We start from the raw sequence: 21,126 nt of genomic DNA, 5'->3' as shown, positions 1-21,126 counted from the left end.
TAAAACTATAGAATATTGTCTACTATTTTAATATTACTTAAATTTTTAGGATCATATTTAATCTTAACTTTATTTCCGACATGATAAAGTGGGATGTCCTTTTTATTTATAATGACTTTGATATTTGGACTTTCTACTACACCGGATGATATTTTAAATTTGAATCTCATATAAAATAGAGGGCGATACTGTACATAAATAGCAGAATCTAGTACATAGCTGAGCTCAGCAATTGTAACTACTCCTCTTCTATAGAGAACTATTTTATAAAATAAATCTTTTAAAATTATTTTCCAGAAAATATAGGCAATGAAAAGCCCGAACCATAAGAAGAAAATAATATAAAATATTTCTTTTAAATTCATTTGGTTGTAAAATATTTTGTAGTTTAAAAGCAATATTTAATATACTTTGATTTCTGAGATAAACCAAGTAAAAATATAATTAGATATATTGATTATAAAAATTCAGATTTTTTATTATATTTTAATATCCTGCTTTAATTAAATTTTACTTCTAGGGCGATATTGATATAGGGAAGTAGAAAGATATTTATAAATAACTAAAGCCAAAGGCTGATCATAAAAAGTTAAAAACTAATATTTGAGGAGGGCTGTATTGGATATTACTCTTATTTTTTTGGGTTTGTTTGCCTTTTGTGGAGGATTAATTGATGCGGCAGTGGGCGGCGGTGGCCTCGTTCAGTTACCAGCACTAATACATGCTTTACCCCAATATAGCTTGACTACCATATTTGGAACTAACAAGATTGCTGTCTTGGCGGGCACTTTCTCATCTATTTTTACTTATATAAAAAGAGTGAAAATAGTTTGGAAGCTGATATTTCCAACTATGATTTCAGCTTTTACCTTTGCTTTTCTAGGGGCAATGTCTGTTTCCCTTATTCCTAAAGAATTAATGAGATATATTGTTTTTTGTCTATTGATTCTGATTGCAATATATACTTTTATTAAAAAAGATCTAGGAAAAATTCATACTGAGCTACAGTATGGTAAAAAAGAAATTGGTCTGGGCATACTTTTTGGTGGATTGATTGGCTTTTATGATGGAATTTTTGGTCCAGGCAGTGGTAGTTTTTTAATTTTCCTGTTTGTTAGAATTTTTTCATTCGATTTCCTTAATGCTTCAGCATCTGCAAAGCTTGTAAATCTGGGAACATTTACTGCCTCATTATTGTTTTTTATTCCTGCAGGCCATGTATTATGGAAAATTGGTGCCTTTGTAGGCATCTGCAATGACTTAGGCTCCCTAGTCGGGACTATCTTGGCATTGCGATATGGTAGTGGTTTTATCCGTATTTTTTTTCTTGTTCTTCTTATATTTTTGATTGGGCGAATGGGCCTTGAGCTTTTTAAATAGACTAAAAACAATCTGAAAATTAAAACGGATTAGTTTGAGTCTGTGGCTACTGTTAAAGATAAAAAATTAAGCTTCATCTAAAGTGACCAGAGAATTTAAATGCTGAACAGGACTTTTTATGGTCGCGCTAATCTGTAAAAATGCGTTAAGATGGTGCAAATCGGGTTAAAAGCTGGGGTATCAGTATGAATTTTTTTAAAAAGAAAAATAAGGCAAGCTTTGTATTTTTTATTATTACGCTTTATGCACTGGTCGGCTTTAGTTTAGGGTATTTCATATGGGAAGACCTTTTATAGCAGAAATGGATCAGGCGATAGCGCTATGATTGATCATTGCTTAAATCAGTCGGCTAGCTGGAATCTGTTCCTCATGTCCCCATATCTGGCCAACAAATATACCTAGGCGCTTTGTTAGCTTTATATAGCGACTTAAAACAATGTCTATAGAAAGCTAACCTGAAGATCTAGAAGTTATTTATAAATCAATTCGTTAATTTAGCAGGATAACCTCTTTATAAAGCATGACTACAGCTAAGAAGCTCATCATTAAAGAAAGGCTTTTCAACAGTATTCTTTGTATTTTGATATTTTTAAGAATTTTCTTTATCTTCCATGAGAAAAATATATAGAGACTGCCAATAATTGAGAGAGTAATAACCGTGATAATAATAAGTAATAAACTATACTGTTGAAGCGAGTTTAACCCAAAAATAGCAGGGACCAAGGCAAGATAAAATGAAATGGTTTTAGGATTACTAAGAGTAATCAGTAAACCGTCTCTATAGGTTGAGAAAGTTTTATTTACATCCAGGATAGCCTGTTCTTGAACAAGATTTTCATTGAACATCCAGAATTTATAGGCGATGAATAATAAGTAAAAGCATGAGATAATGACAATATAGGCTGAAAAATTGGAACTCAATTGAGTAAGATAAGAAATAAAAAAAATAGAAATAGATAAAAAAATAATATCTCCTGTAATCAGACCTAGAAGCATCAATATGCCACTCCAATAGCCTCGGCTAAGTGTCTTAAACATTAACCCCGTCATGCCTGGTCCAGGCAGGAAAGCTGCCAATGCTAGCGTTAAACTGTAGGTGAAAATCTGGGTTAGAATATCCATACTATAAAGAATCAAATAAGAACCTGGTTTTATTTTTCTATAAAATCACAGAAAAAAATGATCTATTTATTCTATTAAAATTGAAAATTAAGGTATAAATTTAAGTTTTATTATATTTATTGGAAATATTATACCCATATGCAAATCGATAAGACAGATGCCAGAATTCTGGAGTGTTTACAGGCAGATTCACGAATTACCAATTTTGAACTATCGGAATATATTGGTATGTCAACATCGCCGTGCTGGAGAAGAGTGAAGCAGCTAGAAGAAGCACAAGTTATTAAAGGTTATGGCGTGCTTATTGACCGAAAGAAAATAGGTCTAGGTGTGATGGTTTTTATAAGGGTTTCTATTGATAGCCATAGTGAAAAAGAGGCAAGGAAATTTGAAGAAGAAGTAATCGCTTTAGAGCATGTAGTAGCTTGTTATAGTATTGGTGGGGATGCAGATTTTTTATTACAGGTCGTTTCTCCCGATCTGGATACTTACGCTGAATTTTCAATGTCAGTGATCAGGCGTTTACCGGGTATAAAAGAAATGCAAAGTATGTTTGTATTAAAAGAAATAAAACCTTTTCTATCTTTTCCAGTCAGAAGTCAAAGATAGTTTTTATAAATTATTAAAGCTTAAATTATTTTAGTGAAAACTGGTGTCTCCGGTGATGCCGCTGCATGTCGTTACCCTTGAACCCTAAAGTTCAGAGTTATCTAAAAAAATAGATTGATTTTAGACCATACAGAGCAATACCGGACTCTATAGAACAGTATAATTTACTATTGATTATTATATATTTAGGCTTATAACACTATAGAGCAATACAGGACTTTATCAAGCAATAATTATTGGGTTTATTATGGGTCTATTTTAAGAAATCAGTCTATTTTTTACTGGTAAAGTCTATTTATGGTCTATTTTTGATTGGGTAAAAATAAAGCACCCGAAGGTGCTTATGATGATTCATGCTGAAGTACTTATCAATTTACTTCTTTCAAAATATCTCAAAGCATCTTTCTTTTGATACTGGACTCGCCGTAGGCCACGAGGTTTAGAGAAGGGGATGCCATCTCCATTACTTCTAGTCTTTTGCAGCCATGCTTCTGATACACCAAAAGCCAAGGCAATTACTTCAGGCGGAAAATAGCTTTCACTAGATGCTTCTTCAAACTCTTTTTTAGCCGCAGCTTTTTCCTCTGCACTCATTCGAGCTAACTTTGTTAAACGGGCCATTTAAAGTACCTCCTCTAAACTTGCTGAACTATCTAAATGATCTGACTCCCAATCTTTTAAAATTTCCTCATACAAGAAATTTTCCTGTTCAGTAGGATTCAAAGCATTCCAGTCACTCTCATTTATATAATCTTTTAAATAAACACTATCTTCGCGAGCTGATGCTGCATAACCTATCGACAAATAAAGCCGAACTTTTTGTTCTTCAAAATTTTTAATCATTGGCTGGCTCCTTTGGATCTTCACCTAGCGCAGACCAGTGAGTAATCTTTTCCTGAATTAATGCTTCACCGCTAATAGGGCAAGAAAAACCAAAATGATTTTCCCAGTCAGCTGCTATTTGCTCACCTTCGATAAAAATTTGATAACGTCCATTGATGTGCGGTGATTGTTTTTCATAATCAATCCAATTCGGCACCGCTTGAGCTTTGGCTGTTTGTAATTCCTTCCATAGCTCATGTGTTTCTTCGGGGTAAACATCACGACGGCCAGACGCAGACATTGGGCTCACAATAAACTCATCCTGCATACGATCTATAGCCGAGGCAGCTCGTCCATAACCCCAATAAAGTTTTCGCTGAAGGTTTGAAACACTACCGCTTAAGCACTTTCTAACCACCGCAACCGCTTTTTTGTAATCTTCTTCTGAAATATCCATCACACCACCAATATTTTATTAAAATAGAAAATTAAGTCTCAAAACTTCTCTACTTATTTATTTAAGTAGAGAAGTAGCTCTAAATATTTAAGTGACATTTTCATGGGATAAGTGGATGCCGACCAGCTTCTCACCTTCGATAAGCCACTCAATTTTTTCTAAGCCAAATAGATCCGTGAGCAGCTTATTAACCTGTTCATGGTGTAGAGTTAATTCACTTTTGCTAATGACTACGGTCTTAATTTTTGACTTAAAAACTTCTAAAGCTGATAAAGAGTGGCTTTCTTCAGTTTTATTTACTGGCATATCAACAAAAGCTTTCCATTTTTCTTCTTGAACTTCTTCTGCTTTAATTTCAGTTTCCGGTGTAGAAGTCTGTTCAATTTTACAAAGTGCTTCTTCACTAACAAGCTTGTAATGAAACGATCCAGTAACACCAGTACGTTGAATGCTATAAGTCTTTTTTAACATCCAGAGTGCATTGGCAAATTGCTTATCAGTTACAGCTAAAGTTTGAATAATCTCTTCTCCAAGCAGACCATTCTGGTTTTTCTTTAATAGCTGCAATATTTCAGCTTGTATGTTTCGTTTGGCTTTCAATGGTTCTGGTTCTGGTTCTAGTTCTGGTTCTGGTTCTGGTTCTGGCTTCTCTATGGCCGAAGTTTGAACTTGAACTCGTGGTACATTATTTAAAAAATACACCCCATCTTCTTGAGTTACCTCTATAGTTGATAAGATATTTTTGACTGTCTTTATGCTCAGTCGGCATACAGTCATTAACTGAGCAATTGATAGCCCCATTGGATCATTGTTAAGAGCATCAACTACCTTTTGTTTAGCTTTCTGAAGATGATTTTGTTCTTCAAGTCTTCTTAAATCTGCTGCTGAATTCATTACATTCTCCAGTTGGCTTCTTTAAATTTTGCGTTAGTGATAAGAGCTTCAATTTCAAACAGGCCGACATTGGTAAAGATGTGATCCATCTTGCAGCCGTATACGGTTAGAATCCGAGTCATAGAGGAATACTGGTATCTCATGCTTCCTGTGCTCCATCAGTAGACAGCAGATCCAACTGATCTAAAGTGACCTTTCGTTTTGAGTAAGCATTTAGTACAGCAATATGATGCTCAGGATGCATTGAAGGCTTTGCGGCAGTGATAGCCGGTGCATACTTTTCTAATGCTTCAGTCGTGTTCAGATTTAAAATGTGCTCAATCATCTGGTCACGTTTGGTGGCGCTGAAGATATGAATAGGCTGTTCTGTAGTCTCAGCAGTTTGCTTTTTCTCTTGAATTAAAGCCTCAGCTTCTTTCTGTAAACGCTTGAGCTCATCTACACTTATTGTCTTTTCTTCAATTTCTTCTGCTGGTGTAGTAGCTTGTTCAGCTGCAGCTTTTTCAATTTTTGCAATCTGCTGCTCAGCTGCTACGTTTAAATAATTAATCTGAGTTTTGCTTAAGCGATTGTCAGGATTTATTTCATAACGCAGCTGCATTACTTCTTCAGTAGTGGTGAGCTTATGCAAGCGAAGTAAGTACTGCTTTTTCAGTTCTTCTGGATCTATCCATTTCTCTGCCACTTGAACAGGCTCAGCTTCAACCGACTTTTCAATACTCGGTATGGTGTCACCTGGACCAGCAGGCTCGCTGGTCTGGTCCACATCATTTTTAACTTTGGTTGAGCGTTTCTTTTTAGGTTTTTCCTCATCACCAAGTCGTACAACTCGTACATCACCAGTTAATTCATGGCCTAAAATCTTAGATAAAGCTTGTAAATGTAGCTTTGCATTTTCAGCATCACGTTGTGCAAATCCGCTATTGATAGAATCAATGAGTGCGGTACAAGTCATTTTTCCAAATTCAACAGCATAGATTGATGAGCCATAAGTGTTGATAACATAAATGTCTTGTCCTTCACGAACATCATCAAGCGTTAGAGGCTTGGTGAACGTAGTACCAGCCACATCAATGGTTTCAATCTTGATGCAAAACTCATGGCCTGGCATTGCGAAAACCGTAGCAGGAAAACGATCCAGATCATCGAAATCTATCAATTCACCAACGGCGCGGCACATAATTTTGCGGCCAGCCATCATTGCTTCAAACGCTTCTTTGCTATTTAAAATATTCATGCAAGTACTTCCTTTGCTAATTGTTCAATTTCTTTTTGAATGTCTGACAGGCGTTTGGCTTCTATTTGGTTAAGTGCATCAATACCAAGATGTTCACACACGGTTTTCGCATCCAGTCCACGCTTATCAATGAAGTCTTGGAGTTCGGCCAGTTGTTGTTCATCAATACCAAAGAATTCTTCTGGATCTACCCAGGCATTACGTTGTTTATCGAAATTACACTTAAGTTCCATAGCTCTACGAACCAGTTCAATACGCATATTTTTGTAATAATGGTGCTTATCATCTATAGCCTCAGTAAGCTGGTTTAAATCGCTGGCATACTGAGCTTCGGAACAGCTTTGAATCCAGTTGTCTAGATCTTCCTGAGCCTTCATCGTTGCCAGTTGTTCAGGTGTCATGGTGTTAATATGATCCTTCGCCTGCTTGATCAGATCCGCTAGAAAAGATGGGTTTGCTTTCAAATCAGGCACCCAGACCTCACCAGTTTCACCACCTAAACCACCTGCATTTTTGGCATGATGAGTAGGGCATGGTCTAAAGCTAATTACCCGTTCATGCTTACCTTCACCTGTTTGTACAGTAGTGAGATACCCCATTACATCTGCAATACGGTATAGCTCGTTGCGGTTCTTACCCCCTAGATCTGGCCGGTAAATTACTTGATCTCCATTCTGATCTTCTGATGCATGGGCGATGAAAACCACATCTTTACCTGAGGCAATCAGGGTATTTACATATTGCTTAAAGATATTGTTAGCTAAGCCTTGGGCTTTAAGTTTCAGTGAGCCATCTTTCTGTTTGTTGGTAGTATTCAGCATCAGATGTGTCTTGATGCTTTCAAGCATTGCACCAACGGTATCAATTACAATGGTCTTAAAAGGTTCCAGGTCCTGCATAGTCAGATTGGCCACGTCAGCCCACTGATTCACCTGGACAACTGCACCGCGACGCAGTTCACCAGTACGGTGTGAACCTTTATCAAAGTCAAAAGAAATAGCCTTATCGCCTGTAAAGCCAATTGAAGTTTTACCTAGGCCCGGATCTGCGTACAAATAAACAATAATGGCCTGTACCAGTAGCGGCTGATCCGCTGGAATAATATTAATCGCCATGATATTTCCCCTTATCTCGATCCAACCCAGCCCATACGACGCTTATATGCTTTGCGGTCATATGAAGGAATATGTGATTTTTGCAGACCAATCGCTAAAGCCTTGCGGCGCTGGAATGCGCGTTCACGTTCGAAGTTTTTACGAATCCAGGGCTTGGCCACATGCTCTTCAAGAGTGACTTTTACTAGCTCACCGGTTTGACGGTCTTCAATGCAAATATCTTTGCCTTGTTCAACGTAGACGGTATGGCCAAGACGCATAGTCATGTGACCTTGCTCAAAGCCGCCCAGGTATTCAGAAAATGTTTGAGTAGAAGTTGTCATTAGTGAGCCTCCACAACCTGAACTAAAGCAGAATCAGTTTTAGAGAACTTCGCGTTATAGGCATGGGCTTGGACTGCCTGAGTTTCTGCATCATCTGCACAGCTGCGGAGCATTGCGACCAAGCCAATGAACAGGCTTAACAATAAAAGAAAAGTGCAAAGGTCAGCGAAGATAGAACGGGGTTTACCGTACATCTCTTCCTGAGTAGGTTCTTGAAAGAGAATCTGAGTCGTTTGACTCTGAATAGGTTTTTGTTTCATAATGGCCTCGTGTGTTAGAAAAGCCCGTTTGATTTCCAGTCAGTAGCGGGCTTTTTTTATTGGGTACGAGAATAAATTTATCAAAAGATAATTTTGTTAGCAATAGCAAATGATAAATTAATTTATCTTTTTTAGATAATTTTGATAATGTATTGATATAAAAGATAATAAAAAAGCCCGATAATTTATCGGGCTAATTTTGTAATTTTTTTAAATTATTAGACTTCCCCACAACGCCATCTTACATAACCAGTAATTTGTATAGCGTCCAAATCTTCTTTATTAATAATTTCATCTGGGTAAGTTGTCTTGTCAGGATTATCACTTGAGATACGTAAACTACCATTGATGTTTTTAAAGATTCTTTTAATTCTAAGTTCTTTATTAGCAACAAAGGCATAAACCTTACCACTTATAACCTCATCAATGGTCTTTACCCTAAGATCCGTCAGTACTGCGTCATTATGGTTAATAGTGGGTTCCATACTATTACCATCACCGCAGATAATACCTGTTTCATTCATTACTAATGAAAGCCCTTTCTTACGTAAAAAGCTTTCCTTAAACACAAGACCGCCTTTAATTAGTTCTTCTTCATTTTCGTAACCCATTCCACATGCAGCTTTTACATCATACATAGGCACAATTACAAAACGAGAATCTATATCTTCGTCACCAGTAATAGGTCTGATTACACCATTTTGAACTTTACTATCACCGAATGGACTGGAGTCATCTAATCGATCAAGAAAATGATCTTCCAAATTTAGATGTTCTTCTATTTGGCGAGCTTTAGCTTCACTTACCCCTCTAGAACCTTTCTTTTCAGGTTCCATAAGCATTTGTGATAAATAGGTTTTATCTATCTTTACAGCTGCAGCAAAGTCATCTTGTCTTTCAAAAATTTTATCTGCTATCAGCTTGCTTATAAGGTTACGCAGGTTTTTTCTGCGAATTTCTTTCACATTCATAACTATAGAATTCATAAGCTAACCAATATTATCAAATGATAACAATTGCCCCTAAATAATGCTAATTAGCCTATTGCAAAATAAATTATCAAAAGATAACATTAAAAGATAATTTGTTTATCATTAGGATTAGCAATGAAAACACCCATCCCCACGCTAATTGACTACATTAAAAGAATGCCTTCTGACCAGCATAGAGAAGATTTTGCAGCTAAGTGCGGTACGTCTCTCGGCTATTTGAAATTGGTCATGTACGGCAATCGCAATTGTAGTGCAGCTTTAGCAATAAATATTGACAGAGAGAGCAAGGGAGAAATTTCTTGCGATGACTTATGTCCTGAAGTGGATTTTAACTATTTAAGAAGCCAACCACTCTCTGCATAACTAAATTATCAACTGATAGACATTTTTTATAAACGTGAATAAACAGAAGGATTCACAGATGGAATTTAGCAAAGAAGCACAAGCTGCACTGTACAAGATGATCCGTCACACACCAGGTATTGATGCAAAACAAATTGCTGAAGTACTGGGCGACTCTCATAAAACTGTTCTGAATTACGGCAATCCGAATATGGATTATCAGCCGAGTCTTAAAAAATTTGAGGCCATGCTCGAATTCACAGAAAACCCGGCGGTACTTAAAGTGTGGGCGCACAAACTGAATCTCGCGCTAATCCCGACAGGCTGCGAAGGCGACAAGCATCGAGAGTTATCTGTGATCGAAGCCATGATGCAGGCAAATATCTGTAACGGGCAGGCCAACCAGAAAGTCTATGAAGCTTATGAAGATGGTGTGATTACACCGGCAGAGTATGAAGAGATTCACGGTATTTTTACACGAATTATTGAGTTTGCTAAAGCGGCTGATCAAGCAGCTTACAAGCAAATGCAGAAATATACCGCTACTACACAAACCGTAAAAAATGAAAAAGCCTGACGTGCGAAATCAGGCTTTTTCTAACTCATACAGGCATGAATGAATTATGAAAAAGAATTTATCAGAACTCGCTAGCAATAGCAAACCTGTTGATCTGAAACAGGATAAAAGCAGTTCAATGGCTAAACCTCTTTTGAAAAGTCGTAAGGCCAAACGCTGCTTTGTCGAACCTGTAGCTCTGTTCGTGTCTTCATTACAGCAGGAGGCCCTATGAACTCTGCAATCAATAACGCTGATTATAAACATCTGCAACAAGTACAGTCTTTCTATGATCCGGCTTTAAGAATTCTTGATGAGCTGTTTAAGCGTAATCAAAACAATCTACGTGTACGAAATCAGGATGTAAACAACGCCGCTGTACGAAAAACTGATCTGGCTGAGCAGCTGGCGCGCCGTTGCCGTATTAATGACTGGATGGCCAATGAAGTGGTGGCGAGTCTGGTGAAATCAGGAACGGTTGAAGCATTTGGAGGCTATGTGAAGCCTAGGATGGGAGAGTAAGCTGTGGCTAGAGCAAGAAATATTAAACCCTCACTAAGTGCTAGTAAGGGGGTAAAGCAATCAATCTCCAAGAATTTGTTTTCTGGCCTCTTCAAGGGCGCGAATAATGGTGTCTACATGTGCAACATCAATAGTCACGTGTGCATCTTCAAGCTCACCATTTTGATTGTTAAAAAAACCTTTTTCTTCAGTAATTGTGATACTGCGGTCCTCTTTAGATGCATAAACATCAATAGCATTTTGTTGTGGAATAAGGGCCATTTTTCTAAGTCTCTTAGGTTTTTAAAAGAATCTACACCCCTTGTAAGCCCCTTGCAAGTCCCATCAAAGGAGCTTAAAAGCTATGCGTGAATATGCAAAAGTATCGCCACACTTTTGGACTGGCTCAACTGGCAAGCAGTTGAGAAAAAGTCCAGAGGCTATTGTAGTTTGTATTTACTTAATGACTTGCCCACATGCCAACATGTTAGGCCTTTATTACATGCCTCTTCTATATGTCGCCCATGAAACTGGACTAGGCATCGAAGGGGCATCGAAGGGGCTTAAATGGGCTTGCGAAGCTGGTTTTTGTAGTTATGACGAGGCTTCTGAAATGGTGTGGGTGCATGAGATGGCTCGCTTCCAGATCGCCGATAAATTGAAGAACACTGATAAGCGCAGTATTGGGGTTCAAAACGAGTATAACTCATTACCTTCAAACCCTTATCTGGAAAGCTTTTACAACAAATACAGCCAAGCATTTTGCATGACTGAAAAGCGAGAAAATACCACTAAAAAACCAGTAGAAAACGAAGCCCCTTCCAAGCCCCTTCCAAGCCAAGAGCAGGAACAGGAGCAGGAACAGGAGCAAGAGCAAGAAAATACACAAACAATATCGCATCAAGAAAATTCAAACGATCAAGATTCACGGTTTGATCTCTCTCTGGTCGACGTAAATACAAGATTACAGATGGGAGGTCTTAAACCAATCTCTCAAGATGAACTCAATATTTTGATCATCAAACTTCAAGATGCTTACTCACATAAACACCAGATGGTGAAAAACCAGATTTTGGGTAAAGCCTTTGAGTGGATCGAGCGTCAGCAAAAAACACCTCTTGCTCAACCAAAGAACTCAAACCACAAAACACCTGATCTCAATGTAAATGACAAGTGGAAAAATGAACCGGTCATGACCGGTAAGGCTGAATTTGTAGAAATTCCAGAGGACTTCGTATGAATGCAATGTCTCTGTTAAACACGCCTTTGGCAAAAACTAATCAATTTTGTGCTGAACACAGCGTACTTATGGTTGTTATGGGAGGGAATATTATCTGTCCTGAATGCGCCAAAACGCTGGTGAAAAAAACCAATGAGCTGCACCAGAAGCAAGTAGATCAAATGGTCAGGGCTAAACACTTTTCAGGTGCAATGCTTCCCTTAAGACATCAAAATTCAGGTTTCAAAAATTTCTTTATTTGTAGCGACAACCCGTCACAGGCAAATGCACTAAAAGAATCTGTGTCTTTCTCCAGACGAATGATGGCCAAGCAGGTGTGTAATTTCGTTATGTGTGGCAATACGGGAACTGGTAAGACGCATCTTTCCTGTGCAACGGCTCGTACGCTGCTCAATCATGGTCTGAAGGTTCGATATATCACCAGTGAAGATCTGGTCAATGATATTGCTGAGGCTCGCTATCGACCTGATGACAATGAACCTTGTGCCATACGCCGTTATAGCGAGTATGACCTGCTGATCGTGGATGAATATGGGCTACATGATCGTGAAAGCTGGCGCTTAGAAAAAGTTCATAAAGTTCTTTATTCCCGCTATGACGCAAATAAGGCATCAATGATTGTCTCTAATTTAACCTTACAAGAGCTTAAAAATGATTTAGGAGATCGGCTTTGGTCTCGTCTTAATCATGGCGGTTTGGCATCAATCGAATGCAATTGGGCTGATGCTCGATTAGGGGGTGGGGTGTGAATTACTACCTGGAAATGAATCTCGAGCAGCTTCAAAAAGAACATGCGGAACTGCTGGCCTTTAATGAAAATTTGGATCGTGAGCGCAACAAGTATCGTGATGATACTCGCAAGTACGCCAAGAAGATTCAGATGATTGCAAGCCTATTTGTTGTGCCATGTGATGATCCTGAATTAACGCTTAAGGCCATTAAGACCATTGTGGAACAGGTTGTGGGTGGGCAGAAAAGGCTGGAAAGGGGGGGTGACCAAAACCTTGAAAATACAGCTCAAACTATTGAAAACACTGCCTTCGAGGGTGGTGACCAAAAAGCCTCGCGAGGTGAGTCATGATTAAAGGAACTTGGCAAATTGTGCAGTGGTGTCCTGATCTTGTGACAAGGGAGTGGCTAAATATCGGCGTGGGCTTTCGAGAAGCTGATAAGCAGCATTTTAAATTTTTAAGTGATTTTAAAAAAGTAGAAGCACTCTACAACTCCGACACAAAACACCATCTGGTTGCTGTGCTTGAATTGGTTAAGGGATTTTTCAGCAAAGGTTATTTTGATTTTTCACATCAAATTAAAATTTTAGAAATTGGATTTCAGCAAGGAATGTCGGTAGAGGAGAATCTAAACCGCTCCTACGAAAGGGTTGTGACATTGCGAGGTGCCAATGACAAGCATTTCGGTGGCTGAGTATCGAAAATTATACGGCACAAAGACACCTAAAAAGGCCAAGCGGCAGAACAAAGTGAAGGGGGAGCGGGTTACAAGTGAGGGTGAGGCAAAGCTGGCCAGCGATCTTAAAGCACTCAGAATCAGTTTTGAGCAGGAATATAAATTTCACCCAAAACGGCAATGGCGAGCAGACTTTCATATTACAGGAACAAAGATTTTAGTCGAGGTGGAAGGCGGGATCTGGACAGGTGGCAGGCATACACGGGGTAAAGGGTTTATTCACGATATAGAAAAGTATAACGCGGCTACAGTGCTGGGTTATCAGATTTTACGGTTTAGTACAGAGCAAGTGAAAAGCGGTTTGGCAGTTCGGCAGATTGAAAGGTTATTAGGGGACTTTAAGTGATGAATGCAGCGGTGACAATTATGCAAACAACGGATTGGGCGCGTTTTAGTACTGAGGACTGGTTCCGTCAATTTGGTGCCTGGATGAATGGCAATACTGAAGTTAAGCGGCTGGTCTACAAGTCATTGCCCACGCGTAAATTGAATCAAAAGCAACGTGAACAGCTTATTGCAAAATACATGAATGATGAAAGCTTTAGAGAACCAGTTGTACGCCGTGGAGTGACCTGTCAAATAAGCGATAATGAGGCAAGAGCATTTCAACGAATAATTTTAGATATACGGCAGATTGAGAGTGAACCATTACAAGAGTGGATGGATGTAGTTTGGGCACGCTTTGTTATGAATGAGTCAGTAAGAGAAATTGCTACCAATAGAGAAACGTCAATTATCCAGATCCAACAAGATACCAAGTGTGGATTAGCCTTTATCTCTGGCCGCTACCCTAATCTTATTTCTGGTTTACTCAAAAAGTAGTGCTTGCTTGTATATACGGGTTATGGCATATTTGTGATAACTTGGCGAATTTGTATATAATCGCCATTAAATAAAGCTCGCATTTGCGGGCTTTTTTAATATTAAAAAAACTTAACATTCGGGTATTACAAAAGATACTTTCAACACCTGTAAGTAGGCTAAATTAGAAAGAGCTTTATATGCTTTCGAAACAAGCAGATGTTCCTTATCAAGGCTCGCTCCTAATCAATAAAGTCTAAGAGAGGTTCTTATGTCAGCCCAGTCAACCTATTACATCGGTGGAATGTATAATGGCCAGTTGGTAGAACCATCACATTTAGGTTCAGAAGAGATCCTCAAATTTATCGAAGAGTTTACGGCGCAGGATAAAGAGACCCTGTTGTATAAAAGAGTTCAAATCAACAAGGATGGTACGATTAAATCTTTCTACTTGCTGGAAGGCGTAGAGCCTTCTGATTATAAAGAATTGATCTTTAATATCTGGTCAGATGTGCCGGTAGATGTATATAGCATCTAAAAGCAGTGTAAATGGACTGAACATTGAAAACTATTATCAAAAATTATCAGCGTCTTGCTCAAGAAACCTATCTAAAAGTATATAGAGAATACGGGTTTAGCTCTAATGGGTTAAAGGACTTAAATCTTTTACTCACCGAATTGGAAGCCAGAACTAAAAGTAAAGAGATTAAGATTCCTCTTACTCGAAGCTATTTAAAAACGTTAAAACCTATAGAAAGATGGGGTATAGAAGCACGGATAGATTTCAGTGTGATACCTGATAGAGAACTTACCCAAAGCTTTATTAGATGGTATGTAAATCTGATTGAGGCTATATTTAGCCAGAAAGAAAAAACCTTTCCTCTAGCGGATGAAAAAGAGGAAGGCTATCAAGATATTGTGAACTACTTTAAAAGAAAGAACTCTTCAGTAAAAGCTAGATCTGATAACTTTTATAAAAAAGTGCATAAGAGAACACAACAGCTAAAAGCAGATTGATGATTCACTATTTACTAAATACCCACCGTGAAGTTCCAAAATATGAAAAAATTTATTGCTTCAGGACTTTTGCTGACAGTTCTTTGTGCATGTTCAAATTACCAGTCAGATATTGATCACGTATCTGAACAAAAAACAGATAAACAAGCAGAAGATACACTCCATGAGTGTTTGCCACTTCGGGCCAAAGAGCTTGTAGGGAGAACTGATTTAAGTGATCAGGAAATCAAAAAGATGACCAATTCAGAGATACTTCGCTATGCAAGAGTAGGTGAGGCTGTTACAGAAGATTATCGACCAAACCGGATTACAGTTATTAAGGCTTCAAATACCAACAAGATCATCGACGCTTCATGTAGTTAAATCATCATATAAGAGCTTTTAATATTAATTAACTGTTTGAATCACAAATCCCACTTTGTAAATGAGAATTTTTTCTATACTAAATGTTCTTCTAGACCTTCCTTTAGAAGTACACTCGGTGGCATCCCTTTAAGCCTGCTTGTCCCACCAGGGGAGCAGGCTTTTTAATACATTACATTTAAGTTGCTCATTGGTCTATATAAATCAAGAAGGGCTTTTTTTATGCGCCAATTGTCTTTTAAATATTTAAAATATAACAATCGCCTTATTACGATTTTTTGATAGGATAAACGAATGCTCCGATACATACGCCAGCTCTTCTGCTTCCACTGCTGGGAGTATGAGAGTGATCTATTCAGGGTGAAAGAGTGTAGGAAGTGTGGGAAATGTGAGAGTGCGTGAGCGCTCTTTTTTGTTTAAAGGAAGGCTAAAAATGAAATTACTTGTGATTGGTGGTGATTTGGATGGTAAGCGTGTGAATCGTGCTGACTTGGCTAATGTTGCTGCTTATAGAATTGAATCACTCAATTCTCCTTCGTTGGGCGGTGAGATCGAATACTTTGTACATTCATCAGTTACCAAAGAAGAATTCCTAAATAACTTTGCTGCTTAAGCCCATTCAAGGGGTTTCTTTTTTGAAAAACTCTTAAATAAACAAGAAGCACCAGGAATATCTTTACTCTGCCAATAAGTATCCGGATAAGCTAAACAGTCAAACTATACTTATTACATTATAAGTTTGATATAAATACTATTTAAGTGAGAATTTGAGAGCTAGTAATGGTTTTTACTTATAAAGCTACATTTGAAGAATTAGTCTCCTGTATTAATCAAAAGCTAGAAAAAAGCGGTGGCTCAATAGTAAGGCAGGAAGAGAGATACTCAAGTATTGAACCCGGAGCAATTGAAAAGCTTGAAGAGTATTACAGAACCAGAGGTTATGATTTTGATTGGGAAGAAGAGAATAATCTATTTGTCGCTATTATTACTCCCCAATAATTGAGCAATACATTTAGGCCACCTTCGGGTGGTTTTTTATGAGTGAAAGAAGCCATTAATTGTAGATTGTTTGTATGAGCTATACATAAATAAATAGGCAATTACTTGATATTAGAATATAGAGTAATTAATATGTATATATGCTACCAAATATTGGTGGCACTTTAGCGAGAAAACTTGAATTTTGTTAGGAGATGTTTTCTTGTCTAAACATCAAAAACTACTAGAAAAGCTTCGCCGTAAACCTATGCCAAAGGACTATACATGGGATGATCTGGTTACACTACTTGGTCATTACGGGTATGAGCTTCGCACGAAAACTGGTTCATCGCATTGCAGATTTGTAGGTTGTGATAAACATGTAATCATGACCTCTAAACCTCACCCTAACAACACGTTAAAAGGTGGGCATATAAATCAAGCTTTGGAAGCTATCGAACGATATGAAGCTTTATATATGTCACCTAAAGAGGATTAATGAATGTCTGAGAATTTATTAACTTATAAAGGATATTATGGTTCTTATGAAGTTAGTATTGAAGACGGATTGATTTTCGGAAAAATTTTATTTATTGATGATTCAGTAGGATATGATTCCGAAACAATTAAAGGCATACAGGCAGCTTTTGAAGAAGCTGTTGATTCTTATATCGAGTTCTGTGAAGAAATCAATAAAGATCCGAATCCATCATTTAGTGGAAAAACTGCCGTTAGATTTGATCCTGAACTTCATAAAAAAGTAGCTATTCTTTCTAAGAAAGAGAAGCAATCGATGAATGATTTTATTGTATCGGCAATAAAAAACCATGTTGATTTTGTAGAGAATGGCTCAAGTCAGCTCCGAAGAATTGATTCAATTTTGCATCAAAAGTTTGAGTACTTAGAGTTTATTGCAGGTAAAAATACATTTAAAACGTTTTCTACCTCTGAATTTATAGAGAGTACTTACAAGGTTGAGCACAAAGGAGAGAAAGATGTCACATTCTGCTAAGAATGATTCTCTATCAATTAAAGATATAGCAATTTTAATAATTAAAGATAAAGGAATTCATGAAGGCTTATATGTTCCAAAAATGGAACTAGCGTTTGGAGCTGGTGTAGACGAATTTAATGAGGGTGAGCGTATGCCAGCAGTTAAAGTTGGTATCAAAAGCATAGGGATCGAGAAAGTTGAGAATTCGAATAACTCCTTATGCGTTGATGCAGGCGAAGTGAACCCTCGGCCCAAACGAAAAACCAAGAAAACTGATTGACGCTTATAACCTCCTCCGGGAGGTTTTTTATTGGGTAATGATTATGGATATAGATCAATACAAAGCTCTAACCAAAAAGAAGCCATTAAAAAAGGTACCAAGAGCAAAGCCATTACCTAAGGCAACTCAAAAATATCTCGAAGCCCAAGAAGAACTAGAGCGGATTCTGGATATCTTAGAAATCAAATTTGAAAAATGCTTTCACTTTAAATCTACCAAGCACTGGCGTTTCGACTTTCATTTGATCGAACACAGGATATTAATTGAAATAGCGGGCGGACCTTGGTCTGGTGGACGTAAGGGAAAACTGAGCAATAAGGCTTGGAGCATGGATCGTTATGATCATGCTGAAGAGATGGGTTATAACGTTGTACGTTTGGAATCAGCTAGCCGTTACAAGATCAACGAAGCTGGACCATTGCAAATAGAATCCAGTCATGCTCGCCAATGGCTTAAACACTTAAAGAGGCATTCATTCAATGGAACAGTTCAGACCATTCCCGCCGCCGGATCTGATTGATCAGGCAGAGGAAGAGGAAGCAATCCGGCTGGCACCCGCCCTTGAATTAAAAGAATGGGTTATTAAGAATTGGCTCACTCTCGGCGGTGAATTACATAACCCGGATCATGATCATATCGCTGAGCTGCTTCATGATGATGAAACCTTCCTGGCATTTGCCTGGGCTTCATCTGCGGCAGTAGCGAAAAAACGTATGGTACTGGGCCAATGTGAAAAGGTGATGTTTAACCAGGGCGGTTGGAAGAAGGCTAGACAGGAACAACAGATGCGGGACTGGTTCGGCTATGTACCTGTTTATCTCATTACAGTAGACGCAAGCTTTTGCGAAAACTCTAATGATCGTGAGTTCTGCCGTTTGATTGAGCATGAGCTTTATCATATTGGTGTTGAACGTGATGAGGACGGCGAAATCATTTATAGCGATATGACCGGCTTACCAAAGCATTACTTGGCTGGCCATGATGTCGAGGTGTTCTTTGGTGAGACTAAACGCTGGGGAGCTGATGAGTCAGTTAAGCGTTTACTGGAAATTGCGAAGAATGCGCCGTTTGTGTCTGAAACTAATATTGCTGCGTGTTGTGGGACGTGTGTGATCGGGTAGTTTTAAATTTTTTTTGCCCACTTTCCTTGATGTTCCTTGATGGATGGTGACTTATGGCAAGGCTTAAAAAAGCAGAAAAAGTATTTATAGTTCGGTCACTTGCACAGTTTATGACCCCCTCTGAAGTAGTGAAGGACATCAAGGAAAAGTTTAATCTGGATGTTTCACCTCAACAGGTGGAATATTACGACCCTACTAAAGCAGCTGGAGCTGACTTGGCTCAGGAGTTCGTTGACCTATTTAAAGTGGCCCGACAGGAATATTTAGATCAACCACTACAAAATATCATTGGTGCTAATGACATTGTTCAATTACAAATTTTGAGCGATTTATTGGTGGCAAAAAAAAGTAACGTGGTGCTGGCCATTAAACTAATTGATCAAATTCAAAAGATCGTTAAAGGCCATTATGAAAAGAAAATAGAAATTACCGGTAAGGACGGCGGTCCGATCCAGCAAGAAACCAAATCAACACATCAATTCACCCCAGATGAGCTCTCCGGACTGTCCGCTCAGGAGCTTTCGCGTTTAGCAATTAATGGCAAGTTATGACTTATGCAATTGAAGATATAGCGCCACTAATTAAAGAGTGGACAATCAATGTACGTCTGCCGGATGTTATTGAGGAAATGACACGGCGTTATTACTACCGGATATTGATAGAGCAGAATGAATTAAGTATCCAGGCTGAAATCTATAAATGCAAAAACGATCCGGCACACTGGTTCAACCATTGGGTATGGACTTATGATCCACGTGGTATGCCTTTTGGCCTACCAGCGAATATTCCTTTTGCTTTACGTCCCGGTCAGGTTGAACTTGTAGATTGGTTAATTGAACGTGAAAGTACTCAGACACATGGCTTGATTGAAAAAAGCCGTGATGAAGGTATGAGCTATGTTGTATTGGGTTTTTACTTGCACCGGTGGTTATTTGTAGAAGGTTTCGCTGGCGGTGTCGGTAGTCGAAAAGAGGATCTGGTTGACAAGAAGGGTGACCCAAAAACACTGCTTCATAAATTCAGGGATATGTATTCCAAGCTGCCAGCCTGGATGAAGCCCAAGGGCTTTATTGAAAAAGTGCATGACAATTACATGCGGATCATTAATCCAGACAACGGTGCAACGGTTACCGGTGAAGCAGGAGACAATATTGGCCGTGGTGGACGGACCACAATGTACTTTCTGGATGAGTGGGCATTTGTAGAACGTCAGGAAGCTGTAGATGCAGCAATATCACAAAACACCAATGTCCATATTAAAGGCTCAACACCAAATGGTATTGGTGACAAGTTTCACCAGGATCGTTTTAGTGGCCGTTACGCCGTTTTCACCATGGCCTGGCGTGATAATCCGGATAAAAACTGGCAGGTCGAACTTGATGGCAAACTGATTTATCCATGGTATGAGAAACAACTGGCCACACTGGATGACATTGTTTTGGCCCAAGAAGTTGATATTGATTACGCTGCTTCAGTAGAAGGGGTATTGATACCATCTGCATGGGTGCAGGCTGCTGTTGATGCTCACATAAAGCTTGGTATAGAGCCTTCTGGTGAGCGTAATGGTGCACTGGATGTGGCGGATGAAGGCAAGGATAAAAACTCGTTTGCTGCGCGTCACGGTATTGTTCTGCAGTACTTAGATACCTGGTCTGGTATTGGTGATGACATTTTTGGTACCACTCAAAAAGCCATAGATGCATGCCTGGATTTAAAGCTGAATATATTTTTCTATGATGCAGATGGTCTGGGTGCTGGTGTGCGTGGTGATGCACGTGTCATTAATGAGCTGAATAAAGCTAAAGGCATTCCAGAAATTGAAGCTAATCCATTTCGGGGATCAGGGGCAGTACACAATCCGGAACAGGAAATGGTTGAGGCACGTAAAAACGTAGACTTCTTTGCCAATCTTAAAGCCCAGATGTGGTGGTCATTGCGTCTTAGGTTTCAGAATACTTATCGAGCCTTGCAGGGAATGCAGTATGACCCCGATAGTCTTATTTCACTGTCAACCAAAGATATAAACAAGCAAGAGCTTGAACAACTTAAACGAGAGCTGTCACAGCCTACCTATAGCAAGAATGGTGCTGGCAAGATTTTAGTGAATAAACAACCCGATGGTGCACTGTCTCCGAACCGCGCTGACGGTGTCATGATTTGCTTTAGTGACATAAGGCCGCCTGCCCGATTAATACCAGGTGGAGGTGGTACACGCAGATTCTAAACAAGGTTTTTAATATGGCAAAATCCAAAAA

37 protein-coding genes are annotated in these 21,126 nt (G+C 38.7%); 25 read left to right on the top strand and 12 right to left on the bottom strand.

Annotation, left to right across the window (positions count from 1 at the left end; all coding sequences use genetic code 11):
- Positions 1-618 precede the first annotated feature (618 nt).
- Complete coding sequence (locus J502_RS13835; protein WP_034684627.1) at positions 619-1,380, top strand: sulfite exporter TauE/SafE family protein; 762 nt, start codon at positions 619-621, stop codon at positions 1,378-1,380.
- Between the two features lie 185 nt (positions 1,381-1,565).
- Positions 1,566-1,676, top strand: coding sequence for a hypothetical protein (locus tag J502_RS17310; RefSeq protein WP_373866268.1), 111 nt, complete (start codon positions 1,566-1,568; stop codon positions 1,674-1,676).
- 193 nt (positions 1,677-1,869) lie between these two features.
- Here the strand turns inward: J502_RS17310 and J502_RS13830 are convergent, their stop codons facing one another.
- Positions 1,870-2,502 carry a LysE family translocator gene (locus tag J502_RS13830; RefSeq protein ID WP_034684624.1) on the bottom strand — a complete coding sequence of 211 codons (633 nt, stop codon included), beginning with the start codon at positions 2,500-2,502 and terminating at the stop codon, positions 1,870-1,872.
- Between the two features lie 138 nt (positions 2,503-2,640).
- Between J502_RS13830 and J502_RS13825 the strand changes: the two genes are divergently transcribed.
- Complete coding sequence (locus J502_RS13825) at positions 2,641-3,111, top strand: Lrp/AsnC family transcriptional regulator (protein WP_034428968.1); 471 nt, start codon at positions 2,641-2,643, stop codon at positions 3,109-3,111.
- A 351-nt stretch (positions 3,112-3,462) separates the two neighbouring features.
- On the opposite strand, the gene J502_RS13820 is transcribed toward J502_RS13825, so the two are convergent.
- From J502_RS13820 to J502_RS13780, 10 genes are all read right to left on the bottom strand, one after another.
- Positions 3,463-3,732: a hypothetical protein gene (locus tag J502_RS13820; RefSeq protein ID WP_034684621.1), complete on the bottom strand. Its 270-nt coding sequence runs from the start codon at positions 3,730-3,732 to the stop codon at positions 3,463-3,465.
- On the bottom strand, positions 3,733-3,954 hold the full coding sequence (locus tag J502_RS13815; RefSeq protein WP_052026708.1) for a DUF7167 family protein: 222 nt from the start codon (positions 3,952-3,954) through the stop codon (positions 3,733-3,735).
- Positions 3,947-4,390 (bottom strand): DNA translocase FtsK, encoded by a 444-nt coding sequence (locus tag J502_RS16695; protein WP_081403960.1) that lies wholly within the window; start codon positions 4,388-4,390, stop codon positions 3,947-3,949. Before J502_RS16695 ends, J502_RS13815 begins: the two co-directional genes overlap by 8 nt.
- Positions 4,391-4,477: 87 nt before the next feature.
- A complete protein-coding gene (locus J502_RS13805) occupies positions 4,478-5,284 on the bottom strand; it encodes a hypothetical protein (RefSeq protein WP_034684619.1) in 807 nt (268 codons plus the stop codon).
- Positions 5,284-5,427 carry a hypothetical protein gene (locus J502_RS16990; protein ID WP_017401052.1) on the bottom strand — a complete coding sequence of 48 codons (144 nt, stop codon included), beginning with the start codon at positions 5,425-5,427 and terminating at the stop codon, positions 5,284-5,286. The genes J502_RS13805 and J502_RS16990 overlap by 1 nt, the downstream gene beginning before the upstream one ends.
- Positions 5,424-6,521: a hypothetical protein gene (locus J502_RS13800; protein WP_052026707.1), complete on the bottom strand. Its 1,098-nt coding sequence runs from the start codon at positions 6,519-6,521 to the stop codon at positions 5,424-5,426. The genes J502_RS16990 and J502_RS13800 overlap by 4 nt, the downstream gene beginning before the upstream one ends.
- Complete coding sequence (locus tag J502_RS13795) at positions 6,518-7,636, bottom strand: ATP-binding protein (protein WP_034684617.1); 1,119 nt, start codon at positions 7,634-7,636, stop codon at positions 6,518-6,520. The genes J502_RS13800 and J502_RS13795 overlap by 4 nt, the downstream gene beginning before the upstream one ends.
- An 11-nt stretch (positions 7,637-7,647) precedes the next feature.
- Complete coding sequence (locus J502_RS13790) at positions 7,648-7,959, bottom strand: hypothetical protein (protein WP_034684614.1); 312 nt, start codon at positions 7,957-7,959, stop codon at positions 7,648-7,650.
- Positions 7,959-8,219: a hypothetical protein gene (locus J502_RS13785; RefSeq protein ID WP_034684611.1), complete on the bottom strand. Its 261-nt coding sequence runs from the start codon at positions 8,217-8,219 to the stop codon at positions 7,959-7,961. Before J502_RS13785 ends, J502_RS13790 begins: the two co-directional genes overlap by 1 nt.
- A gap of 218 nt (positions 8,220-8,437) precedes the next feature.
- A complete protein-coding gene (locus tag J502_RS13780) occupies positions 8,438-9,205 on the bottom strand; it encodes a S24 family peptidase (RefSeq protein ID WP_248089123.1) in 768 nt (255 codons plus the stop codon).
- A 120-nt stretch (positions 9,206-9,325) separates the two neighbouring features.
- Between J502_RS13780 and J502_RS13775 the strand changes: the two genes are divergently transcribed.
- From J502_RS13775 to J502_RS13765, 4 genes are read left to right on the top strand one after another with little or no spacing between them, the layout of a single operon-like run.
- Complete coding sequence (locus tag J502_RS13775) at positions 9,326-9,574, top strand: helix-turn-helix domain-containing protein (RefSeq protein ID WP_052026706.1); 249 nt, start codon at positions 9,326-9,328, stop codon at positions 9,572-9,574.
- Positions 9,575-9,632: 58 nt separating this feature from the next.
- The gene (locus J502_RS13770) at positions 9,633-10,130 is read left to right on the top strand and encodes a phage regulatory CII family protein (RefSeq protein ID WP_034684609.1); all 498 of its coding nucleotides are present in this window, start codon (positions 9,633-9,635) and stop codon (positions 10,128-10,130) included.
- A 46-nt stretch (positions 10,131-10,176) separates the two neighbouring features.
- Complete coding sequence (locus J502_RS16855) at positions 10,177-10,344, top strand: hypothetical protein (RefSeq protein WP_017401039.1); 168 nt, start codon at positions 10,177-10,179, stop codon at positions 10,342-10,344.
- The gene (locus J502_RS13765; protein ID WP_034684606.1) at positions 10,341-10,631 is read left to right on the top strand and encodes a hypothetical protein; all 291 of its coding nucleotides are present in this window, start codon (positions 10,341-10,343) and stop codon (positions 10,629-10,631) included. Before J502_RS16855 ends, J502_RS13765 begins: the two co-directional genes overlap by 4 nt.
- A 60-nt stretch (positions 10,632-10,691) precedes the next feature.
- Here J502_RS13765 and J502_RS13760 read toward each other — a convergent pair whose 3' ends face one another.
- Entirely contained in the window at positions 10,692-10,892 is a 201-nt protein-coding gene (locus J502_RS13760) for a hypothetical protein (RefSeq protein ID WP_034684603.1), read from the bottom strand.
- A gap of 82 nt (positions 10,893-10,974) precedes the next feature.
- Here J502_RS13760 and J502_RS13755 point away from each other — a divergent pair, with 82 nt between their 5' ends.
- The 18 genes from J502_RS13755 to J502_RS13670 all read left to right on the top strand — a co-directional run bounded on the left by J502_RS13755 (position 10,975) and on the right by J502_RS13670 (position 21,095).
- Positions 10,975-11,850, top strand: a complete 876-nt coding sequence (locus J502_RS13755; RefSeq protein ID WP_034684599.1) for a hypothetical protein — start codon at positions 10,975-10,977, stop codon at positions 11,848-11,850.
- Positions 11,847-12,599, top strand: coding sequence for an ATP-binding protein (locus J502_RS13750; RefSeq protein WP_034684595.1), 753 nt, complete (start codon positions 11,847-11,849; stop codon positions 12,597-12,599). The genes J502_RS13755 and J502_RS13750 overlap by 4 nt, the downstream gene beginning before the upstream one ends.
- Positions 12,596-12,931: a hypothetical protein gene (locus tag J502_RS13745; RefSeq protein ID WP_249301624.1), complete on the top strand. Its 336-nt coding sequence runs from the start codon at positions 12,596-12,598 to the stop codon at positions 12,929-12,931. Before J502_RS13750 ends, J502_RS13745 begins: the two co-directional genes overlap by 4 nt.
- Positions 12,928-13,275 carry a hypothetical protein gene (locus J502_RS13740; RefSeq protein WP_052026705.1) on the top strand — a complete coding sequence of 116 codons (348 nt, stop codon included), beginning with the start codon at positions 12,928-12,930 and terminating at the stop codon, positions 13,273-13,275. Before J502_RS13745 ends, J502_RS13740 begins: the two co-directional genes overlap by 4 nt.
- Positions 13,253-13,663, top strand: a complete 411-nt coding sequence (locus tag J502_RS13735) for a DUF559 domain-containing protein (protein WP_034684592.1) — start codon at positions 13,253-13,255, stop codon at positions 13,661-13,663. Before J502_RS13740 ends, J502_RS13735 begins: the two co-directional genes overlap by 23 nt.
- On the top strand, positions 13,663-14,139 hold the full coding sequence (locus tag J502_RS13730) for a hypothetical protein (protein ID WP_034684590.1): 477 nt from the start codon (positions 13,663-13,665) through the stop codon (positions 14,137-14,139). Before J502_RS13735 ends, J502_RS13730 begins: the two co-directional genes overlap by 1 nt.
- 250 nt (positions 14,140-14,389) lie before the next feature.
- Positions 14,390-14,656 carry a hypothetical protein gene (locus J502_RS13725; RefSeq protein ID WP_034684587.1) on the top strand — a complete coding sequence of 89 codons (267 nt, stop codon included), beginning with the start codon at positions 14,390-14,392 and terminating at the stop codon, positions 14,654-14,656.
- 23 nt (positions 14,657-14,679) lie between these two features.
- A complete protein-coding gene (locus tag J502_RS13720; protein WP_034684585.1) occupies positions 14,680-15,135 on the top strand; it encodes a hypothetical protein in 456 nt (151 codons plus the stop codon).
- A 69-nt stretch (positions 15,136-15,204) separates the two neighbouring features.
- Entirely contained in the window at positions 15,205-15,498 is a 294-nt protein-coding gene (locus J502_RS13715) for an I78 family peptidase inhibitor (protein ID WP_249301621.1), read from the top strand.
- A gap of 433 nt (positions 15,499-15,931) precedes the next feature.
- Entirely contained in the window at positions 15,932-16,111 is a 180-nt protein-coding gene (locus tag J502_RS13710) for a hypothetical protein (RefSeq protein ID WP_034684581.1), read from the top strand.
- Between the two features lie 167 nt (positions 16,112-16,278).
- The gene (locus tag J502_RS13705) at positions 16,279-16,497 is read left to right on the top strand and encodes a hypothetical protein (protein WP_034684578.1); all 219 of its coding nucleotides are present in this window, start codon (positions 16,279-16,281) and stop codon (positions 16,495-16,497) included.
- A 202-nt stretch (positions 16,498-16,699) separates the two neighbouring features.
- Positions 16,700-16,975, top strand: coding sequence for a type II toxin-antitoxin system HicA family toxin (locus J502_RS13700; RefSeq protein ID WP_034684576.1), 276 nt, complete (start codon positions 16,700-16,702; stop codon positions 16,973-16,975).
- A gap of 3 nt (positions 16,976-16,978) precedes the next feature.
- A complete protein-coding gene (locus tag J502_RS16395) occupies positions 16,979-17,488 on the top strand; it encodes a type II toxin-antitoxin system HicB family antitoxin (RefSeq protein ID WP_052026704.1) in 510 nt (169 codons plus the stop codon).
- On the top strand, positions 17,472-17,750 hold the full coding sequence (locus tag J502_RS13690) for a hypothetical protein (protein WP_034684572.1): 279 nt from the start codon (positions 17,472-17,474) through the stop codon (positions 17,748-17,750). Before J502_RS16395 ends, J502_RS13690 begins: the two co-directional genes overlap by 17 nt.
- 43 nt (positions 17,751-17,793) lie before the next feature.
- Positions 17,794-18,270, top strand: coding sequence for a hypothetical protein (locus J502_RS13685; RefSeq protein ID WP_034684570.1), 477 nt, complete (start codon positions 17,794-17,796; stop codon positions 18,268-18,270).
- Complete coding sequence (locus J502_RS13680) at positions 18,230-18,871, top strand: putative metallopeptidase (RefSeq protein WP_034429116.1); 642 nt, start codon at positions 18,230-18,232, stop codon at positions 18,869-18,871. The genes J502_RS13685 and J502_RS13680 overlap by 41 nt, the downstream gene beginning before the upstream one ends.
- 53 nt (positions 18,872-18,924) lie before the next feature.
- Positions 18,925-19,422, top strand: a complete 498-nt coding sequence (locus J502_RS13675; protein ID WP_034684567.1) for a DUF2280 domain-containing protein — start codon at positions 18,925-18,927, stop codon at positions 19,420-19,422.
- Positions 19,419-21,095, top strand: a complete 1,677-nt coding sequence (locus J502_RS13670) for a terminase large subunit (protein WP_005019495.1) — start codon at positions 19,419-19,421, stop codon at positions 21,093-21,095. Before J502_RS13675 ends, J502_RS13670 begins: the two co-directional genes overlap by 4 nt.
- The last annotated feature ends 31 nt before the right edge of the window (positions 21,096-21,126 follow it).

This window comes from Acinetobacter sp. 1294596 (assembly GCF_000582925.1).
In the GTDB taxonomy this organism is placed as follows: Bacteria; Pseudomonadota; Gammaproteobacteria; order Pseudomonadales; family Moraxellaceae; genus Acinetobacter; species Acinetobacter radioresistens.
The sequence above is the reverse complement of the archived record's forward strand: the minus strand, read 5'-3'. Positions and strand labels throughout refer to the sequence as shown.

What these genes read in the sequence shown, in the direction of transcription:
- J502_RS13685 (WP_034684570.1), top strand. Translation starts at nt 17,794, where the DNA reads ATGGATATAGATCAATACAAAGCTCTAACCAAAAAGAAGCCATTAAAA.
- J502_RS13820 (WP_034684621.1), bottom strand. Translation starts at nt 3,732, where the DNA reads ATGGCCCGTTTAACAAAGTTAGCTCGAATGAGTGCAGAGGAAAAAGCT.
- J502_RS17310 (WP_373866268.1), top strand. Translation starts at nt 1,566, where the DNA reads ATGAATTTTTTTAAAAAGAAAAATAAGGCAAGCTTTGTATTTTTTATT.
- J502_RS16855 (WP_017401039.1), top strand. Translation starts at nt 10,177, where the DNA reads ATGAAAAAGAATTTATCAGAACTCGCTAGCAATAGCAAACCTGTTGAT.
- J502_RS13775 (WP_052026706.1), top strand. Translation starts at nt 9,326, where the DNA reads ATGAAAACACCCATCCCCACGCTAATTGACTACATTAAAAGAATGCCT.
- J502_RS13785 (WP_034684611.1), bottom strand. Translation starts at nt 8,219, where the DNA reads ATGAAACAAAAACCTATTCAGAGTCAAACGACTCAGATTCTCTTTCAA.
- J502_RS13705 (WP_034684578.1), top strand. Translation starts at nt 16,279, where the DNA reads ATGGTTTTTACTTATAAAGCTACATTTGAAGAATTAGTCTCCTGTATT.
- J502_RS13770 (WP_034684609.1), top strand. Translation starts at nt 9,633, where the DNA reads ATGGAATTTAGCAAAGAAGCACAAGCTGCACTGTACAAGATGATCCGT.
- J502_RS13725 (WP_034684587.1), top strand. Translation starts at nt 14,390, where the DNA reads ATGTCAGCCCAGTCAACCTATTACATCGGTGGAATGTATAATGGCCAG.
- J502_RS16695 (WP_081403960.1), bottom strand. Translation starts at nt 4,390, where the DNA reads ATGGATATTTCAGAAGAAGATTACAAAAAAGCGGTTGCGGTGGTTAGA.
- J502_RS13670 (WP_005019495.1), top strand. Translation starts at nt 19,419, where the DNA reads ATGACTTATGCAATTGAAGATATAGCGCCACTAATTAAAGAGTGGACA.
- J502_RS13740 (WP_052026705.1), top strand. Translation starts at nt 12,928, where the DNA reads ATGATTAAAGGAACTTGGCAAATTGTGCAGTGGTGTCCTGATCTTGTG.
- J502_RS13710 (WP_034684581.1), top strand. Translation starts at nt 15,932, where the DNA reads ATGAAATTACTTGTGATTGGTGGTGATTTGGATGGTAAGCGTGTGAAT.
- J502_RS16395 (WP_052026704.1), top strand. Translation starts at nt 16,979, where the DNA reads ATGTCTGAGAATTTATTAACTTATAAAGGATATTATGGTTCTTATGAA.
- J502_RS13690 (WP_034684572.1), top strand. Translation starts at nt 17,472, where the DNA reads ATGTCACATTCTGCTAAGAATGATTCTCTATCAATTAAAGATATAGCA.
- J502_RS13760 (WP_034684603.1), bottom strand. Translation starts at nt 10,892, where the DNA reads ATGGCCCTTATTCCACAACAAAATGCTATTGATGTTTATGCATCTAAA.
- J502_RS16990 (WP_017401052.1), bottom strand. Translation starts at nt 5,427, where the DNA reads ATGAGATACCAGTATTCCTCTATGACTCGGATTCTAACCGTATACGGC.
- J502_RS13800 (WP_052026707.1), bottom strand. Translation starts at nt 6,521, where the DNA reads ATGAATATTTTAAATAGCAAAGAAGCGTTTGAAGCAATGATGGCTGGC.
- J502_RS13735 (WP_034684592.1), top strand. Translation starts at nt 13,253, where the DNA reads ATGACAAGCATTTCGGTGGCTGAGTATCGAAAATTATACGGCACAAAG.
- J502_RS13805 (WP_034684619.1), bottom strand. Translation starts at nt 5,284, where the DNA reads ATGAATTCAGCAGCAGATTTAAGAAGACTTGAAGAACAAAATCATCTT.
- J502_RS13795 (WP_034684617.1), bottom strand. Translation starts at nt 7,636, where the DNA reads ATGGCGATTAATATTATTCCAGCGGATCAGCCGCTACTGGTACAGGCC.
- J502_RS13750 (WP_034684595.1), top strand. Translation starts at nt 11,847, where the DNA reads ATGAATGCAATGTCTCTGTTAAACACGCCTTTGGCAAAAACTAATCAA.
- J502_RS13815 (WP_052026708.1), bottom strand. Translation starts at nt 3,954, where the DNA reads ATGATTAAAAATTTTGAAGAACAAAAAGTTCGGCTTTATTTGTCGATA.
- J502_RS13790 (WP_034684614.1), bottom strand. Translation starts at nt 7,959, where the DNA reads ATGACAACTTCTACTCAAACATTTTCTGAATACCTGGGCGGCTTTGAG.
- J502_RS13680 (WP_034429116.1), top strand. Translation starts at nt 18,230, where the DNA reads ATGGAACAGTTCAGACCATTCCCGCCGCCGGATCTGATTGATCAGGCA.
- J502_RS13765 (WP_034684606.1), top strand. Translation starts at nt 10,341, where the DNA reads ATGAACTCTGCAATCAATAACGCTGATTATAAACATCTGCAACAAGTA.
- J502_RS13825 (WP_034428968.1), top strand. Translation starts at nt 2,641, where the DNA reads ATGCAAATCGATAAGACAGATGCCAGAATTCTGGAGTGTTTACAGGCA.
- J502_RS13780 (WP_248089123.1), bottom strand. Translation starts at nt 9,205, where the DNA reads ATGAATTCTATAGTTATGAATGTGAAAGAAATTCGCAGAAAAAACCTG.
- J502_RS13755 (WP_034684599.1), top strand. Translation starts at nt 10,975, where the DNA reads ATGCGTGAATATGCAAAAGTATCGCCACACTTTTGGACTGGCTCAACT.
- J502_RS13730 (WP_034684590.1), top strand. Translation starts at nt 13,663, where the DNA reads ATGAATGCAGCGGTGACAATTATGCAAACAACGGATTGGGCGCGTTTT.
- J502_RS13675 (WP_034684567.1), top strand. Translation starts at nt 18,925, where the DNA reads ATGGCAAGGCTTAAAAAAGCAGAAAAAGTATTTATAGTTCGGTCACTT.
- J502_RS13830 (WP_034684624.1), bottom strand. Translation starts at nt 2,502, where the DNA reads ATGGATATTCTAACCCAGATTTTCACCTACAGTTTAACGCTAGCATTG.